We start from the raw sequence: 16191 nt of genomic DNA on the forward strand, positions 1-16191 counted from the left end.
GCGCTACCCTGAAATTCTAATTATCCCGGTTTAGTAGTGGCGCGTCTGTTAACCTAACGTTAACCTGATTGCGCTTTGCATGCATAGTTTTGTATCAGGAATGAATAAATATGAGTAATTACCGCATTGCCATCGTAGGCGCCTCAGGTCGTATGGGGCGCAATCTGATTGAGGCGACGCAGCAGGCGGAAGGCGTCGAGCTGGGCGCCGCGCTGGTGCGTCCCGGGTCCTCGCTGACTGGCAGCGACGCCGGCGAACTGGCCGGGCTGGGGAAAAACGGCGTCATTATCGCCGACGATTTACGCAGCGTGATGGATGACTTTGACGTGCTGGTGGATTTCACTCGCCCTGAAGGCACGCTGCACTATCTGGCGCTTTGCCGCGAATACAATAAGGCGATGGTGATCGGCACCACCGGCTTCGACGACGCGGGCAAAGCGGCGATTCAGGCCGCCGCCGCCGATATCGGCATCGTCTTCGCCGCTAACTTTAGCGTCGGCGTGAATCTGGTGCTCAAGCTGCTGGAAAAAGCGGCGAAGGTGATGGGCGACTACGCCGATATCGAAATTGTCGAAGCGCACCACCGCCATAAGGTTGACGCGCCTTCCGGCACGGCGCTGGCGATGGGCGAAGCGATTGCCGACGCCATGAACTGGGATTTGAAGGATCATGCCGTCTACGCGCGCGAAGGTCATACCGGCGAGCGCAAGCCGCAGACTATCGGTTTCGCCACGGTGCGTGCAGGCGACATCGTCGGCGAGCATACGGCGATGTTTGCAGATATCGGCGAACGCGTTGAGATAACTCACAAGGCTTCAAGCCGCATGACCTTCGCAAATGGCGCGGTTAAGGCAGCATTGTGGCTTAAAGAAGAGAAATCTGGCCTTTATGATATGCATGACGTGCTGGATTTATCGATGCTGTGAATGTTGTGAACCATCGTGATGTGGTTATTTCAATCAGTAAGAGATTGATTGAGAAGGGTGATATCATTATCGCCCTTTATTTTTTATATAAATACCGGCTTTGGTTTCTATGTGTGGTAAAAGCTCTAAAATATTGTGTTTTACCTGTATATGAGATTAAAAAAAGACCTCTTTTGACCACTTGGTCAAAAATAGTGGTCTCAGCGGCCCGCTTTTATTTTATTTCTCTCAGGCAACCGTTTATTCCCGCCGCTAATATCGCTTTTTTGCGACTTATTCTTGGTTTTTACCTTCAGTGACTCGAAAACCACTAAAAAATTACGCTTCAGGGTAGACAAGCCAGGGTGTGATCATTAGAATGCGCGCAATTTGCCAAAAATCGACCACTCAGGCGGTTTTTGCCTTGATTCAGGGCCAAATTTTGAATTAATATGCAAATATTGTGACTGTTTATTCCCTGGAGGATGTTTTGATTAAGTCAGCGCTCTTGGTTCTGGAAGACGGAACCCAATTCCACGGTCGGGCCATAGGGGCAACGGGATCGGCAGTGGGGGAGGTCGTTTTCAATACGTCAATGACCGGTTATCAAGAAATACTCACTGATCCCTCCTATTCCCGCCAGATCGTCACCCTCACTTACCCCCATATCGGCAATGTCGGCGTCAACGCCGCTGACGCGGAATCCACGCAAATTCACGCGCAAGGCCTGGTCATTCGCGACCTGCCGCTGATTGTCAGCAATTTCCGCAGCGAAGAGAGCCTGTCAGCTTACCTGCAGCGCAATAACGTAGTGGGCATCGCCGATATCGACACCCGCAAGCTGACGCGTCTGCTGCGTGAAAAAGGGGCGCAAAACGGCTGCATCATCGCGGGCGACAACCCCGACGCGGCGCTGGCGCTGCAGAAAGCGCAGGCGTTCCCGGGGCTGAAAGGGATGGATCTGGCGAAAGAAGTCACAACGGCGGAGACCTATAGCTGGCAGCAGGGTTCCTGGACGCTGAACGAGGGCCTGCCGCAGGCGAAGAGCACGGAAGCGCTGCCGTATCACGTCGTGGCCTACGATTACGGCGTGAAATTCAATATTTTCCGCATGCTGGTGGATCGCGGCTGTCGCCTGACGGTGGTGCCGGCGCAGACGCCTGCCGAAGAGGTGCTGAAGCTTAACCCAGACGGGATTTTCCTCTCTAACGGACCAGGCGACCCGGAGCCGTGCGATTACGCTATCAGCGCGATCAAAGCTTTCCTCGAGACGGAGGTTCCGGTGTTCGGCATCTGTCTCGGCCATCAGCTGCTGGCGCTGGCGAGCGGCGCGAAAACGGTGAAGATGAAGCTTGGTCACCACGGCGGCAACCATCCGGTGCAGGATCTCGACAACAACCGCGTCATGATCACCGCGCAAAACCACGGCTTTGCCGTCGATGACGCCAGCCTGCCGGCGAACCTGCGCGTGACGCACATTTCGCTGTTCGACAAAACGGTGCAGGGCATTCACCGCACCGATAAACCGGCGTTCAGCTTCCAGGGACATCCGGAAGCGAGCCCGGGCCCGCACGACGCTGCGCCGCTGTTCGATCACTTTATCGAGCTGATCGAAGCCTACCGTTCGAAAGCTAAGTAATCAGGAGCCAGAAAATGCCGAAACGTACAGATATAAAATCCATCCTGATCCTTGGCGCAGGCCCGATTGTTATCGGCCAGGCCTGTGAGTTTGACTACTCTGGCGCGCAGGCGTGTAAGGCGCTGCGCGAAGAGGGCTACCGCGTCATTCTGGTGAACTCCAACCCGGCGACCATTATGACCGACCCGGAGATGGCCGATGCCACCTATATCGAGCCGATTCACTGGGAAGTGGTGCGCAAAATTATCGAAAAAGAGCGCCCGGACGCGGTGCTGCCGACCATGGGCGGCCAGACCGCGCTGAACTGCGCGCTGGAGCTGGAGCGTCAGGGCGTGCTGGAAGAGTTCGGCGTCACCATGATTGGCGCCACGGCTGATGCGATCGACAAAGCAGAAGATCGCCGCCGTTTCGACGTGGCGATGAAAAGCATCGGACTGGATACGGCGCGTTCAGGCATCGCCCATACCATGGAAGAAGCGCTGGCCGTGGCTGAAGATGTCGGCTTCCCGTGCATTATTCGTCCCTCGTTCACCATGGGCGGCACCGGCGGCGGCATCGCCTACAACCGTGAAGAGTTTGAAGAGATCTGCGAACGCGGCCTCGATCTCTCGCCCACCAACGAGCTGTTGATCGATGAGTCGCTGATTGGCTGGAAAGAGTATGAGATGGAGGTGGTGCGCGACAAGAACGACAACTGCATCATCGTCTGCTCTATCGAAAACTTCGACGCCATGGGCATTCACACCGGCGACTCCATCACCGTCGCGCCGGCGCAGACGCTGACCGATAAAGAGTATCAGATCATGCGTAACGCCTCGCTGGCGGTGCTGCGTGAAATCGGCGTGGAAACCGGCGGCTCCAACGTCCAGTTCTCGGTTAACCCGAAGGACGGCCGTCTGATCGTGATCGAAATGAACCCGCGCGTCTCGCGCTCCTCGGCGCTCGCCTCTAAGGCGACCGGCTTCCCGATCGCCAAAGTGGCGGCCAAGCTGGCAGTCGGCTTCACGCTGGACGAGCTGATGAACGACATCACCGGCGGTTTGACTCCGGCGTCGTTCGAACCCTCTATCGACTATGTCGTCACCAAGATCCCGCGCTTTAACTTCGAGAAATTCGCCGGCGCGAACGACCGTCTGACCACCCAGATGAAATCGGTCGGCGAAGTGATGGCGATTGGCCGCACCTTCCAGGAGTCGATGCAGAAAGCGCTGCGCGGCCTGGAAGTGGGCGCCAACGGCTTCGACCCGAAAGTGCACCTTGACGACGCCGATGCGCTGACCCGCATTCGCCGCGAGCTGAAAGATGCCGGCGCCGAGCGTATCTGGTATATCGCCGATGCCTTCCGCGCCGGGATGTCGGTCGATGGCGTCTTTAACCTGACCAATATTGACCGCTGGTTCCTGGTGCAAATTGAAGAACTGGTGCGTCTGGAAGAGCAGGTGGCGCGCGAAGGCGTCAACGGTCTGAGCCAGCCGTTCCTGCGCGTGCTGAAGCGCAAAGGCTTTGCCGACGCGCGTCTGGCGGCGCTGGCGGGCGTCTCGGAAGGCGAGATCCGCAAGCTGCGTCAGCAGTACAACCTGCATCCGGTCTATAAGCGCGTCGATACCTGCGCCGCCGAGTTCGCGACCGATACCGCCTATATGTACTCCACCTATGAAGAGGAGTGCGAGGCGAACCCGAATCAGGATCGCGACAAGATTATGGTGCTGGGCGGCGGACCAAACCGCATCGGGCAGGGCATCGAGTTCGACTACTGCTGCGTGCACGCGGCGCTGGCGCTGCGCGAAGATGGTTTCGAAACCATCATGGTGAACTGTAACCCGGAAACGGTCTCTACCGACTACGACACCTCTGACCGTCTCTACTTCGAGCCGGTCACGCTGGAAGACGTGCTGGAGATCGTGCGCATTGAGCAGCCGAAAGGCGTGATCGTGCAGTACGGCGGCCAGACGCCGCTGAAGCTGGCGCGCGCGCTGGAAGCGGCGGGCGTGCCGGTTATCGGCACCAGCCCGGACGCGATTGACCGCGCCGAAGACCGCGAGCGCTTCCAGCAGGCGGTCGATCGCCTGAACCTGAAGCAGCCGGCTAACGCCACCGTCACTACGCTGGAGCAGGCGGTCGAGAAAGCGGCCAGCCTCGGCTATCCGCTGGTGGTGCGTCCTTCTTATGTGCTGGGCGGCCGCGCAATGGAGATCGTCTACGACGAGATCGACCTCAAGCGCTACTTCCAGACCGCCGTCTCTGTCTCCAACGACGCGCCGGTGCTGCTGGACCGCTTCCTGGACGACGCGGTCGAAGTGGACGTGGACGCGATCTGCGACGGCGAGCGGGTGCTGATTGGCGGCATCATGGAGCACATCGAGCAGGCAGGCGTGCATTCAGGCGACTCCGCCTGTTCGCTGCCCGCCTACACGCTGAGCCAGGAAATTCAGAACGTGATGCGTCAGCAGGTCGAGCGCCTGGCGTTCGAACTCAACGTGCGCGGCCTGATGAACGTGCAGTTCGCGGTGAAGGACAACGAGGTTTACCTGATTGAGGTCAACCCGCGCGCGGCGCGCACCGTGCCGTTCGTCTCTAAAGCCACCGGCGTGCCGCTGGCGAAAGTGGCGGCGCGCGTGATGGCGGGCAAAACGCTGGCCGAGCAGGGCGTCACTAAAGAGGTGATCCCGCCGTACTACTCGGTGAAAGAGGTGGTGCTGCCGTTCAACAAATTCCAGGGCGTGGATCCGATTCTCGGCCCGGAAATGCGCTCCACCGGTGAAGTGATGGGCGTGGGCCGTACCTTTGCCGAAGCCTTCTCGAAAGCGATGCTGGGCGCTCAGAGCAATATGAAGAAGAGCGGCCGCGCGCTGCTGTCGGTACGCGAAGGCGATAAGAAGCGCATCGTCGATCTGGCGGCCAAGCTGCTGAAGTTCGGCTTTGAGCTGGACGCCACCCACGGCACCGCCGTAGTGCTGGGTGAAGCGGGCATTAATCCGCGTCTGGTGAATAAGGTGCACGAAGGTCGTCCGCATATTCAGGATCGCCTGAAGAACGGTGAATATACCTATATCGTCAACACCACTGCCGGTCGTCAGGCGATTGAGGATTCGCGCGTTATTCGCCGCAGCGCGCTGCAATATAAAGTGCACTACGACACCACGCTGAACGGCGGTTTCGCCACGGCGATGTCGTTGAATGCGGATCCGACGGAAAAAGTGATTTCCGTACAGGAAATGCACGCGCTTATTAACGGTTAATTTCCGTGCATAATTAAACGGCCCTCCGGGGCCGTTTTTTTTATTTTTTTATCGCCAGCTTTGATAATAAATAACTAAAAACGATTAAAGTTTTGCGCATTTGTCTTTAGGCTTAGCGCGCAATGCTATTGCTGCTATTTTCTGTAAAAACCGCACAAATTTATAAAGCGAAAGCCTGTCTGCTCAACGTAATATTTCGCCGCCTATTCTTCCGGGCCAATCAGGGATTTATAAAAAAATGAAAATGCGTGCTTTCACACTGAGCGCTATTGCTGCGTTAATGGCGGCTGCGCCCTTTGCCAGCCAGGCTGAAATTACTCTGCTTAAACAAGATCCGCAGGCGGGCGATCCGCTGAGCCGACTGAACTTCACCGTAGGCGGCAGTATTCGTCCGCAGTTCGAACACCAGACCGGCGTCAACGATAAATCTTACAAGCGTAATGGCTTTGACGGCGGTACCCGCTTCCGTTTCGCCGCTGACTATTATCTGTTCGATGATATTAGCTGGGCGAGCTATTATGAAGTCGGCGTGAATATTCCTGCCGTATTTGACTGGGACAATCACTATAAAGACGGCGCTAACGACACTACGCGTCGCCAGCTTTATACCGGCCTGAAAAGTAAAACCTGGGGCGAGATCTATTTCGGCCAGCAGAACAGCGTCTTCTATGATGTTGTCGGCGCGAAGACCGATATCTGGGATTACGACATGAAAGGCCAGGCGCCGGGCAACGGCATCAACGGCGACTACGACGGCTCTTACCGTTCGCGCAAACAGCTGAAGTATAAAAACACCTTCGGCGCGGTCGACCTCTACGCCTCTTATCTGTTCAGCGACAACGAATACCTGCCGGGCAACGGCCTGCGCTACAAGCGCAAAGGCGGCGGTTCGCTGGGCGTGGATTACCATATTACCGACGACCTGACCTGGGGCACGGCGTGGAACTATACCCGCGCGGAGATGCGTAATCCGGGCAATAGCGACAGCGGCGACTACAACCAGAATATCTACGGCACCGCATTAAGCTGGAAGCCGGGCAACTGGACGCTCTCTGCGGGCGGCGGCTGGTATCAAAACTTCCTGCTGACCAAGCGCAGCAACGTCAACGACTACTTTGCCGATGACGCATGGGGCCTGGAATACTTTGCCGGTTACAAGATTCCGGTCAAGCAGTACGGTCTGAAAGCGGTGCAGCCTTACGTGATGGGCGATCGCCTGGAGTATGTTAACGGCCGCAATTACCAGCGCATCGACAACGGCGTGGGCGTCACGCTGTTCCTCGACTACGGCTTCCGCGTCGACTACGAACACGTCTTTACCTCCAGCACCGACAACCTGGGCGATATGAACCTGGTGCGTCTGCGCTACGATTTCTAATCGTCAAAACATAAAACGGCTCCCTCGGGAGCCGTTTTTTTAGGGGACGATCGCGGCTTCATCCAGCGGATCGGGGCCAAATCGGTTGGGACCGACCGTGCCGCGCAGGCAGAAGTAAATCAGCAGCAGCAGCGTGCCCAGTAGCGGAATCAACATAATCAGCAGCCACCAGCCGGAGCGATCGAGATCGTGCAGGCGGCGTACGCCGACGGCGACAGAGGGGATCAGGACGGCGACGGAGTAGATGAACGAAAGCAGCCCCTGATCAGAAAAAATTTTCAGTCCGAGCAGTTCATCGACCGCGCTACAGGCCAGCGAAATCAGTGTGCTGAATAATAAAAACAGCCAGAACGTTTTGCGACGACAGCGACCGTTGACAACCGCATACATTTTTAAAACCGTCAGATAGTGATTCACTTTATTGGTCCCTTTTTTAATCAAATCAGAGCAGCCGTTCCCGTCAGGTCAAGGTGAAACGCGCTATTCCCGCCCTTGTGCCAGGTAACCTATTTTATCTGGCGGCTTAGGGCGCCGCACAGGAAAAAAGCGGTGTAAAACTCTGCTGAGTAAGAAAAATGCGGTGGCAAAAGCCCTTTACGTAATTACACTCTTCCCGCTATCGACGAAAGTTTCGCCTTTACGTATGATGGCGCGAATTTTTTATCTGTGAGTCTCTTAACATGATTAGTCTGATCGCGGCATTAGCAGCAGATCGCGTCATTGGTATGGAAGGTGCCATGCCGTGGAATCTGCCTGCAGATTTGGCGTGGTTTAAACGTAACACCCTGAATAAGCCGGTGATTATGGGTCGTCTGACCTTTGAATCCATCGGTCGTCCGCTGCCGGGACGCCTTAATATCGTGGTCAGCAGCCAGCCGGGCGCGACGGAAGGGGTGACTTGGGTGACCTCGCTGGACGAGGCGATTAAAGCGGCTGGCGACGTGCCGGAGATAATGGTGATTGGCGGCGGGCGGATCTACGAGCAGATGCTGAAGCGCGCCGATCGTCTCTATCTCACCCATATCGACGCCGAGGTAGAAGGGGACACGCAGTTCCCGGATTACGAACCGGACGAATGGCAATCAACCTTTAGCGAGTTTCATGACGCCGACGAGCAGAACTCCCACAGCTACTGCTTCGAAATCCTCGATCGCCGCTAAGCGTTAATCAGCAAAACGCCTTGTCTTCCGACAAGGCGTTTTCTTTTGCGCCTCTCTCAGGCGGACTGCTGCGGCGGGACGCTGTCGGTTGTCGACGACTGACGGCTGGAAGGCTGCGTATAGTAGCGCTGGCTTTCCCAGTGCAGCAGCGTCAGCACGCCGCCCCAGCAGCAGCCGGTATCCAGGCCGATCACGCCGGGCGGCGTGCCTTTGCCCTCCAGCGAGGCCCAGTGGCCGAAAACCTGCGTGTAGTCGTCAGGCAGCTTGCCGGGGATGGTGAACCAGGGCCTGAGCGGCGGCGGCGCGGAGTCCGGCGCCTCTTTGCAGATCATATCGAGCTGGCCGTTGGGGAAGCAGAAGCGCATGCGCGTCAGGGCGTTGGCGGAAAAGCGCAGGCGCGCCAGGCCGCTCAGCTCCGGCGTCCAGTTATTCGGCATATCGCCGTACATAGCGTCCAGAAACAGTGGATAGCTGTCGCTGGAAAGCACCGCCTCCAGCTCGCGCGCGCAGGCCTGCGCAGTCTCTAAATCCCACTGCGGCGTCACGCCGGCATGCGCCATTACCAGCTTCTTCTCTTCATCGACCTGCAACAGCGGCTGACGGCGCAGCCAGTTAAGCAGCTCGTCGGCGTCCTCCGCTTCGAGCAGCGGCGTCAGGCGATCCTTGGGTTTGTTGCGGCTGATGCCGGCGAACACCGCCAGCAGATGCAAATCGTGATTGCCCAGCACCATACGGACGCTCTCGCCGAGCGATTTTACGTAGCGCAGCACCTCAAGCGAACCCGGGCCGCGCGCGACCAGATCGCCGGTCAGCCACAGCCTGTCCTGCTCAGGCGAAAAGTCGACCTGCTCCAGCAGAGCGCGCAGCTCATCGTAACAACCGTGAACGTCGCCAATCAGATATGTGCTCATAGAGAATTATCCGCAATAAAAAACCGCGCCCGGCAAAGCCGGGCGAAGGGTGAAAAGATCAGTGTATATGGGTTTCTACGGCGAGGCGGAACACTGGGATGTCGATGTGAAAGGTTTCCCCCTCTTCATCCTGCATCACATAGTGTCCCTGCATGGTGCCCATCGGCGTTTCGATAACCGCGCCGCTGGTGTACTGAAATTCGCTGCCGGGTGCAATCACGGGCTGCTCGCCGACCACGCCTTCGCCCTGAACTTCGGTTTCGCGCCCGTTGCCGTTAGTGATAAGCCAGTAGCGGCCCAGCAGCTGCACGGCGTTTCGACCCAGATTGCGGATGGTAATGGTATAGGCAAAGACGAAGCGCTCCTCTTCCGGCGAGGATTGAGAAGCGATATAGAGACTTTGTACCTGAACAGACATCCGGGCCGATTCACTCATGCGTTACTCCAGCGGTTCAACGTTGTGGGTCGCCAGCCAGTTGGCTAACTGACAGTATTGCGCCACCGACACGTTTTCCGCGCGTAGTCCTGCATCGATGCCCAGCTCATCCAGCGCGCCGGCGGCGAACAAATAGCCGAGGCTGTTGCGCAGGGTTTTGCGGCGCTTGCCGAAGGCTTCGGTGGTGATGCGGCTCAGTACGCGAATATCGCTGACCGGATGCGGCGGCTCCGTAAACGGCACCAGGCGCACCACTGCCGAATCCACCTTAGGCGGCGGCGTAAAAGAGTGCGGCGGTACTTCAAGCACCGGGATAACCTGACAATAATATTGCGCCATCACGCTGAGGCGGCCGTAGGCTTTGCTGCCTGGCCCGGCGACGAGGCGGTTAACCACCTCTTTCTGCAGCATGAAGTGCATATCTTTAATCGAACCAGTATAGCTGAAAAGGTGAAACATCAGCGGGGTCGAAATATTGTAAGGCAGGTTGCCGAAGACGCGCAGCGGCTGGCCTTTCTCTTTCGCCAGCGCGGCGAAATCGAAGGTCATCGCATCCTGCTGATAGATCGTCAGCTTCGGACCGAGGAACGGATGGGTCTGCAGACGCGCAGCCAGATCGCGGTCCAGCTCGACTACCGTTAAGGCGTCGAGACGCTCGCCGACCGGTTCGGTCAGCGCGCCGAGGCCTGGGCCGATCTCCACCAGCGCTTCGCTGCGCTGCGGATGAATGGCGGAGACAATGCTATCGATAATGTACTGATCGTTCAGGAAGTTCTGCCCGAAACGTTTACGGGCGTAGTGCCCCTGATGGACGCGATTATTCATTACTGCTCTTGATCATAGTGATGGCGAGGTTAAGCGCCGTAATAAAGCTGCCCGGCTCCGCCTGGCCCAGACCGGCTAGCTCCAGCGCGGTGCCGTGGTCGACGGAGGTACGGATAAAGGGCAGGCCGAGGGTGATATTCACCGCGCGGCCAAACCCCTGAAATTTTAGCACCGGCAAACCCTGATCGTGATACATCGCCAGTACCGCATCGGCGTGCTGCAGATATTTCGGCTGAAAAAGGGTATCGGCCGGCAGCGGCCCGGTAAGCTGAATGCCCTGTTCGCGCAGCGAGTCGAGCGCCGGAATAATCGTATCGATCTCTTCGCGCCCCATGTGGCCGCTTTCGCCCGCGTGGGGATTAAGCCCGCAGACAAAGATATGCGGCTGTGGGATGGCGAATTTCTGCTGCAGATCGCGATGCAGGATGGTAATCACTTCGCGCAGGCTGGCGTGGGTAATGGCCGCAGAAACATCTTTCAGCGGCAGATGCGTTGTCGCCAGCGCGACGCGCAGCTCTTCGGTCGCCAGCATCATCACGACGCGATGACCGCCGGCGCGATCGGCGAAGAATTCGGTATGGCCGGTAAAAGGAATGCCGGCATCGTTAATCACGCCTTTATGCACCGGACCGGTGATCAGCGCGGCGAATTCGCCGTTGAGGCAGCCGTCGCAGGCGCGCGCCAGGGTCGCCAGCACATAGGCGCTGTTGGCCGGCTGGAGTTCGCCCGGCGTGACCGGCTGTGCGGTCTCTATCGGCAGAATAGTCAGCGAGCCGGCCTGCTGCGGCTGCGCCGCGAGGCCGGGCTGATAGTCGCGCAGCGTCAGCGGCAAGCCGAGCTGAGCGGCACGCGCATACAGCAGCTGCGGAGACGCGCAGACCACCAGTTCAACCGGCCAGTTTTGCTGAGCCAGCTGAATGGCGAGATCGGGACCAATCCCGGCGGGTTCGCCGGGCGTGATGACGACGCGATAATTACTGGGCATTGCCGTCCAGGATTTTCACGTAGGCGCTGGCGCGCTGTTCCTGCATCCATGTCTGCGCTTCTTCGGCAAACTTGCGGTTGAACAGCAGGCGATAGGCGCGCTCTTTCTGCGCCGCGTCGGTCTTATCGACCTGACGGGTATCAAGCAGCTGAATCAGGTGCCAGCCGAAAGAGGAGTGAACCGGCTGGCTGGTCTGGCCTTTCTGCAGCTGCAGCAGGGCATCGCGGAACGCCGGATCGTAGGCTTCCGGCGAGGACCAGCCCAGATCGCCGCCCTGATTAGCGGAGCCCGGATCGTCAGAGAACTGTTTAGCTGCCGCCGCGAAACTGGTTTTACCGCTGCGAATATCGGCGGCGATCTGTTCCAGCTTCGCGCGCGCCTGCTCGTCGGTCAGGATCGGCGACGGTTTGATCAGGATATGGCGCGCGTGCACTTCGGTGACGGAGATGTTTTTGCTCTCGCCGCGCAGATCGTTGACCTTCAGGATATGGAAGCCGACGCCGGAACGGATTGGGCCGACGATATCGCCTTTTTTGGCAGAAGAGAGCGCCTGCGCAAACAGGGTCGGCAGCTCTTCAATTTTGCCCCAGCCCATATTGCCGCCTTTCAGCGCCTGCGGATCGGCGGAGTAGGTCACGGCCAGCTTGCCGAAATCCGCGCCGCCTTTCAGTTCGCCTACCAGCTGCTTAGCCAGCGCTTCCTGATCGTCGACCTGCTGCTGCGTCGGGTTTTCCGGCAGCGGCAGCAGGATCTGGCTGACGTTCAGCTCGGTGCCCTGAGCATTTTGCGCGCCGACCTGAGTGGCCAGCGTATCGACTTCCTGCGGCAGGATGGTGACGCGACGACGCACTTCATTGTTGCGTACTTCGGCGATCAGCATCTCTTTGCGGATCTGGCCGCGATAGTCGCTATAGTTAACGCCGTCGTATGCCAGGCGGCTGCGCAGCTGATCGAGGCTCATATGGTTCTGCGCGGCGATATTGCCGATCGCCTGGTCGAGTTGCTGATCGCTAATCTGCAGCCCCGCTTTTTCGCCCATCTGCAGGATAATGTTGTCCATGATCTGGCGTTCTAGGATCTGGTGACGCAACGTCTTGTCGTCCGGCAGCTGCTGTCCGGCCTGCTGCGCCTGCGCCTTTACGGTGCGCAGCATATTGTCTACGTCACTCTCCAGAACGACGCCGTTATTGACAACGGCAGCGACTTTATCAACCACTTGTGGTGCTGCGAACGCGGTGTTGGCGGCTACCGCCACACCCAGAATCAGCATTCTCCAGTTCTTCATACTTTTTCCATAGTTGTTTCCGCAGTGCGGGAATTACCAGTCAAACATCGCAACATCAGAAAGCGCGCTGGTAAGGGATAATGCCCTGACGCAGCATCTGATCGGTGCCTAAGCCATAACCGGAGCTCAAACCACGCAGCTCAATGTTGAATGAGATTTGGTTGTCATACTTACTGTCGTTGTTTTCCCAACCGTTGATCTTGCGTTCGTAACCGACGCGGATCGCGTAGCAGCAGGAGCTGTACTGCAGGCCAACCAGCTGCGAAGCCGGTTTCTGGTTGCGCGTATCGTAGTAGTACGCGCCCACCACTGACCAGGCGTCCGCAATCGGCCAGCTGGCGGTGCCGCCTACCTGTGAAATACCCTTTTTGTAGATCGGGTTGTTCACCAGGTCGGAGTTGTTCAGCGCGCTGGCCACATATTCCGGGCTGCTGTAGCGATAGCTCAGCTGCAGAACGCGGTCGGCGTCGCGACGATACTCCAGCACGGTATTGCCCTGCGCGACGTTGTCGAGACGGGTGTCATACTGCAACCCGCCGCGCACGCCCCAGCGATCGCTGACTTTCCAGTAGGTGTCGCCGGCCCAAATCAGGCTGCCGGTGTCATCCTCTTTGTTGGTCTGGTTTACGCCGGTACGCGCAGGGGTAAACGAGTAGATTTGACCCACGGAAACGTTAAAACGTTCAACCAGATCCTGATCATAAATACGCGTGGTGACGCCGGTCGATACCTCGTTGGCGGAGGCGATGCGATCCAGGCCGCTATAGGTGCGGTCGCGGAACAGGCCGGTATAGTCGGTCTGCAGCAGCGTCGAGTCGTACGGATAGATATCGCTCTGGTTGCGGTATGGAATATAGAGATACTGCACGCGCGGCTCGAGCGTCTGGGTATAGCCTTGCGCCCAGTCCATATCGCGGTCGAATACCAGACGGCCGTCGACCTTGAACTGCGGCATGGTGCGGTTCACCGTGCTTTTCAGCTGGCCGCTCTGGCTGTTGGCTGCATCTGCCAGATTAGCATTGTAGTAATCGAGCGAATCCTGCTGGTAGTGCGTCGCAAGGAACTTCGCCTCGGTATCCAGACTCGCCCAGCCGTTGGAGAGCGGCAGGTTCAGCGTCGGCTCGACGTGCAGGCGAGTCGCTTCTGGATAGTTATTGTTGACGTTGGTGAACTTCACCGCCTGCGCGTAAATGCGACCGTCGAACGGACCGATGTCGTTCTGGTAGAAGTTCAGATCGAGCTGCGGCTGCGCGCGATAGACGTTGCTGTTGCTGGTATCGCCGAAGACCTGGAAGTCGCGGCTGGAGAGCGTGGCGTCCCAGTTGGTGTCGGCGTAGCCGAAGCTAAACTTCTGCGTCGCATAGCCGTCGGTGGAGTTGTAATATTTCGAGTCGAGATCGTTAAAGTAGTAAGGATCGCTGACTTTGGTGTAGTCGGAGTTGAAGCGCCAGTGCTGGTCGTAGACCCCGGCGTGGCGCCAGTAGAAGAGCCAGCGATCGTTGCTCTTGTCTTCCGCGATATTACGCGCCGCTTTATCTTTATCGTACTGGTCATCCGACGGCAGGTAGTCGAACTCCATCAGACCGGCGCCGAACTGCGTCAGGTAGCGGAATTCGTTTTCCAGCTGCATGCCGCGCTTCGACATGTAGTGCGGCGTAATGGTGGCGTCCGCCTGCGGCGCGATGTTCCAGTAGTAGGGCAGGACAAACTCGAATCCTTTGCTGCTGCCATATTTCGCGTTCGGGATCAGGAAGCCGGAGCGGCGGCGATCGCCGATCGGCAGCTGCAGATAAGGACTATAGAAGATCGGCACCGCGCCCAGCTTAAAGCGGGCGTTCCAGATCTCTGCCACCTCTTCTTCGCGATCCTGGATCACCTGGGAACCCACGACGCTCCAGCTGTTGTAGCCGGGCAGACAGGAGGTGAAGGTGCCGTTTTCCAGAATGGTGTAGCGGTTATCGGCGCGCTGCTTCATCAGATCGGCGTCGCCGCGTCCCTGACGACCCACCATCTGGTAGTTGCCGTTCCAGACGTTGGTGTCTTTGGTATTCAGATTAGACCAGGCTTTCGGACCTTTCAGGATGACCTGATTGTCGTCATAGCGCACATTACCCAGCGCGTCGACGGTGCGAACCGGCGTGGTTTGTCCTTCCTGCTGGCGCTGGTGCAGCTGCATCTCATCCGACTGCAGGCGGCTGTTGCCCTGCTGTACATCCACGTTGCCGGTGAATACCGCGTCGTCCGGATAGTTTCCCTTCGCCGCGTCGGAATGAATCGTGACCGGCAGCTGGTTCGTCTGGCCAGTGACCAGCGGGCGGTTATAGCTCGGCACGCCCAGCATACACTGCGACATAAGATCGTCGGCCAGAGCAGACTGACTGGATATCGCTGCGCCAATCATGGTGGCCAGCAGGGTAGGTAGTCGTTTATTCATACGCGGTATCGAGAATTCCATGAAAACTGGCATCATGCCGACAATCGGCTCAGAGACTAACGTACTGCCCGGCGTTGTGCCAGTGTTAATCCGTGTCTGTCCGCGTTGCCGTTAGGCGCTGGGATAAATGACAGGTATGATAATGCAATTTTCAGCCGCAAGCATGGCGAATTGAGGAGTTTATGCGCTACTGGGGAAAAGTTATTGGGCTGGTGCTGGGGCTGCTTTCCGGCGCCGGTTTTTGGGGCATTGTGTTCGGCCTGGCGATTGGCCATCTGATCGATAAGGTTCGCGGCGCAAAAGGTCAGGCCTGGTTCGCGAATAACCAAACCCGCCAGACGCTGTTTTTTCAGACCACTTTTCAGGTAATGGGCCACCTTACCAAATCGAAAGGGCGCGTTACCGAAGCCGATATTCAAATCGCTTCTTTATTAATGGATCGCATGCAGCTGCACGGCGATGCGCGCACCGCCGCGCAGCGCGCCTTCCGTGAAGGCAAGCAGGGCGACTACCCGCTACGCAGCAAACTGCGCGAACTGCGCAGCGCCTGTTTCGGCCGCTTCGATCTGATTCGGATGTTTCTGGAAATTCAGATTCAGGCCGCCTTCGCCGACGGCTCGCTGCATCCGAACGAGCGTCAGGTGCTTTATGTGATCGCCGAAGAGCTCGGCATCTCGCGCATTCAGTTCGATCAGTTCCTGCGCATGATGGAGGGCGGCCAGCAGTTCGGCGGCGGGCAAGGCGGCTATCAGCAGGCGCAGCGCGGGCCGACGCTGGAGGACGCCTGCAGCGTGCTGGGGGTGAAAAGCAGCGACGACGCCACCACCATTAAGCGCGCCTATCGCAAGCTGATGAGCGAGCATCATCCCGATAAGCTGGTGGCGAAAGGCTTGCCGCCGGAGATGATGGAGATGGCGAAGCAGAAGGCGCAGGAGATTCAGGCGGCTTACGATCTGATTCGCCGCGAGAAAGGCTTTAAGTAGCGCGCTGGCCC

General features: G+C 58.0%; 13 protein-coding genes. 6 read left to right on the forward strand and 7 right to left on the reverse strand.

Annotated features, from left to right (window positions below):
* The first annotated feature begins 110 nt into the window (after positions 1-110).
* The 4 genes from dapB (at position 111) to JS46_RS07845 (ending at position 7161) form a co-directional block, all read left to right on the forward strand.
* The gene (gene dapB, locus JS46_RS07830) at positions 111-926 is read left to right on the forward strand and encodes a 4-hydroxy-tetrahydrodipicolinate reductase (protein WP_033749440.1); all 816 of its coding nucleotides are present in this window, start codon (positions 111-113) and stop codon (positions 924-926) included.
* Positions 927-1395: 469 nt separating this feature from the next.
* Complete coding sequence (carA, locus tag JS46_RS07835; RefSeq protein WP_033749442.1) at positions 1396-2544, forward strand: glutamine-hydrolyzing carbamoyl-phosphate synthase small subunit; 1149 nt, start codon at positions 1396-1398, stop codon at positions 2542-2544.
* Positions 2545-2558: 14 nt separating this feature from the next.
* On the forward strand, positions 2559-5783 hold the full coding sequence (gene carB / locus JS46_RS07840) for a carbamoyl-phosphate synthase large subunit (protein WP_033749444.1): 3225 nt from the start codon (positions 2559-2561) through the stop codon (positions 5781-5783).
* A 238-nt stretch (positions 5784-6021) separates the two neighbouring features.
* Positions 6022-7161: a porin gene (locus JS46_RS07845; protein WP_033749446.1), complete on the forward strand. Its 1140-nt coding sequence runs from the start codon at positions 6022-6024 to the stop codon at positions 7159-7161.
* A 39-nt stretch (positions 7162-7200) separates the two neighbouring features.
* On the opposite strand, the gene JS46_RS07850 is transcribed toward JS46_RS07845, so the two are convergent.
* Positions 7201-7578 carry a DUF805 domain-containing protein gene (locus JS46_RS07850; protein WP_033749655.1) on the reverse strand — a complete coding sequence of 126 codons (378 nt, stop codon included), beginning with the start codon at positions 7576-7578 and terminating at the stop codon, positions 7201-7203.
* Between the two features lie 263 nt (positions 7579-7841).
* Here JS46_RS07850 and folA point away from each other — a divergent pair, with 263 nt between their 5' ends.
* Positions 7842-8321: a type 3 dihydrofolate reductase gene (gene folA, locus JS46_RS07855; protein ID WP_033749447.1), complete on the forward strand. Its 480-nt coding sequence runs from the start codon at positions 7842-7844 to the stop codon at positions 8319-8321.
* Positions 8322-8377: 56 nt separating this feature from the next.
* Here the strand turns inward: folA and apaH are convergent, their stop codons facing one another.
* From apaH to lptD, 6 genes are read right to left on the reverse strand one after another with little or no spacing between them, the layout of a single operon-like run.
* A complete protein-coding gene (apaH, locus tag JS46_RS07860) occupies positions 8378-9232 on the reverse strand; it encodes a bis(5'-nucleosyl)-tetraphosphatase (symmetrical) ApaH (RefSeq protein ID WP_033749448.1) in 855 nt (284 codons plus the stop codon).
* A 58-nt stretch (positions 9233-9290) separates the two neighbouring features.
* Positions 9291-9668, reverse strand: coding sequence for a Co2+/Mg2+ efflux protein ApaG (apaG, locus tag JS46_RS07865; protein WP_033749449.1), 378 nt, complete (start codon positions 9666-9668; stop codon positions 9291-9293).
* 3 nt (positions 9669-9671) lie between these two features.
* Entirely contained in the window at positions 9672-10493 is an 822-nt protein-coding gene (gene rsmA, locus JS46_RS07870; RefSeq protein WP_033749450.1) for a 16S rRNA (adenine(1518)-N(6)/adenine(1519)-N(6))-dimethyltransferase RsmA, read from the reverse strand.
* Positions 10486-11478: a 4-hydroxythreonine-4-phosphate dehydrogenase PdxA gene (gene pdxA, locus JS46_RS07875; RefSeq protein WP_033749451.1), complete on the reverse strand. Its 993-nt coding sequence runs from the start codon at positions 11476-11478 to the stop codon at positions 10486-10488. Before pdxA ends, rsmA begins: the two co-directional genes overlap by 8 nt.
* Positions 11468-12763: a peptidylprolyl isomerase SurA gene (surA, locus tag JS46_RS07880; protein WP_033749453.1), complete on the reverse strand. Its 1296-nt coding sequence runs from the start codon at positions 12761-12763 to the stop codon at positions 11468-11470. Before surA ends, pdxA begins: the two co-directional genes overlap by 11 nt.
* Positions 12764-12818: 55 nt before the next feature.
* On the reverse strand, positions 12819-15197 hold the full coding sequence (gene lptD / locus JS46_RS07885; protein ID WP_051905594.1) for an LPS assembly protein LptD: 2379 nt from the start codon (positions 15195-15197) through the stop codon (positions 12819-12821).
* Positions 15198-15379: 182 nt separating this feature from the next.
* On the opposite strand from lptD, the gene djlA reads away from it, so the two are divergent.
* Positions 15380-16180 (forward strand): co-chaperone DjlA, encoded by an 801-nt coding sequence (djlA, locus tag JS46_RS07890; RefSeq protein WP_033749456.1) that lies wholly within the window; start codon positions 15380-15382, stop codon positions 16178-16180.
* Positions 16181-16191 lie beyond the last annotated feature (11 nt).

Source organism: Pantoea sp. NGS-ED-1003 (genome assembly GCF_000738765.1).
Lineage (GTDB): Bacteria > Pseudomonadota > Gammaproteobacteria > Enterobacterales > Enterobacteriaceae > Pantoea > Pantoea septica.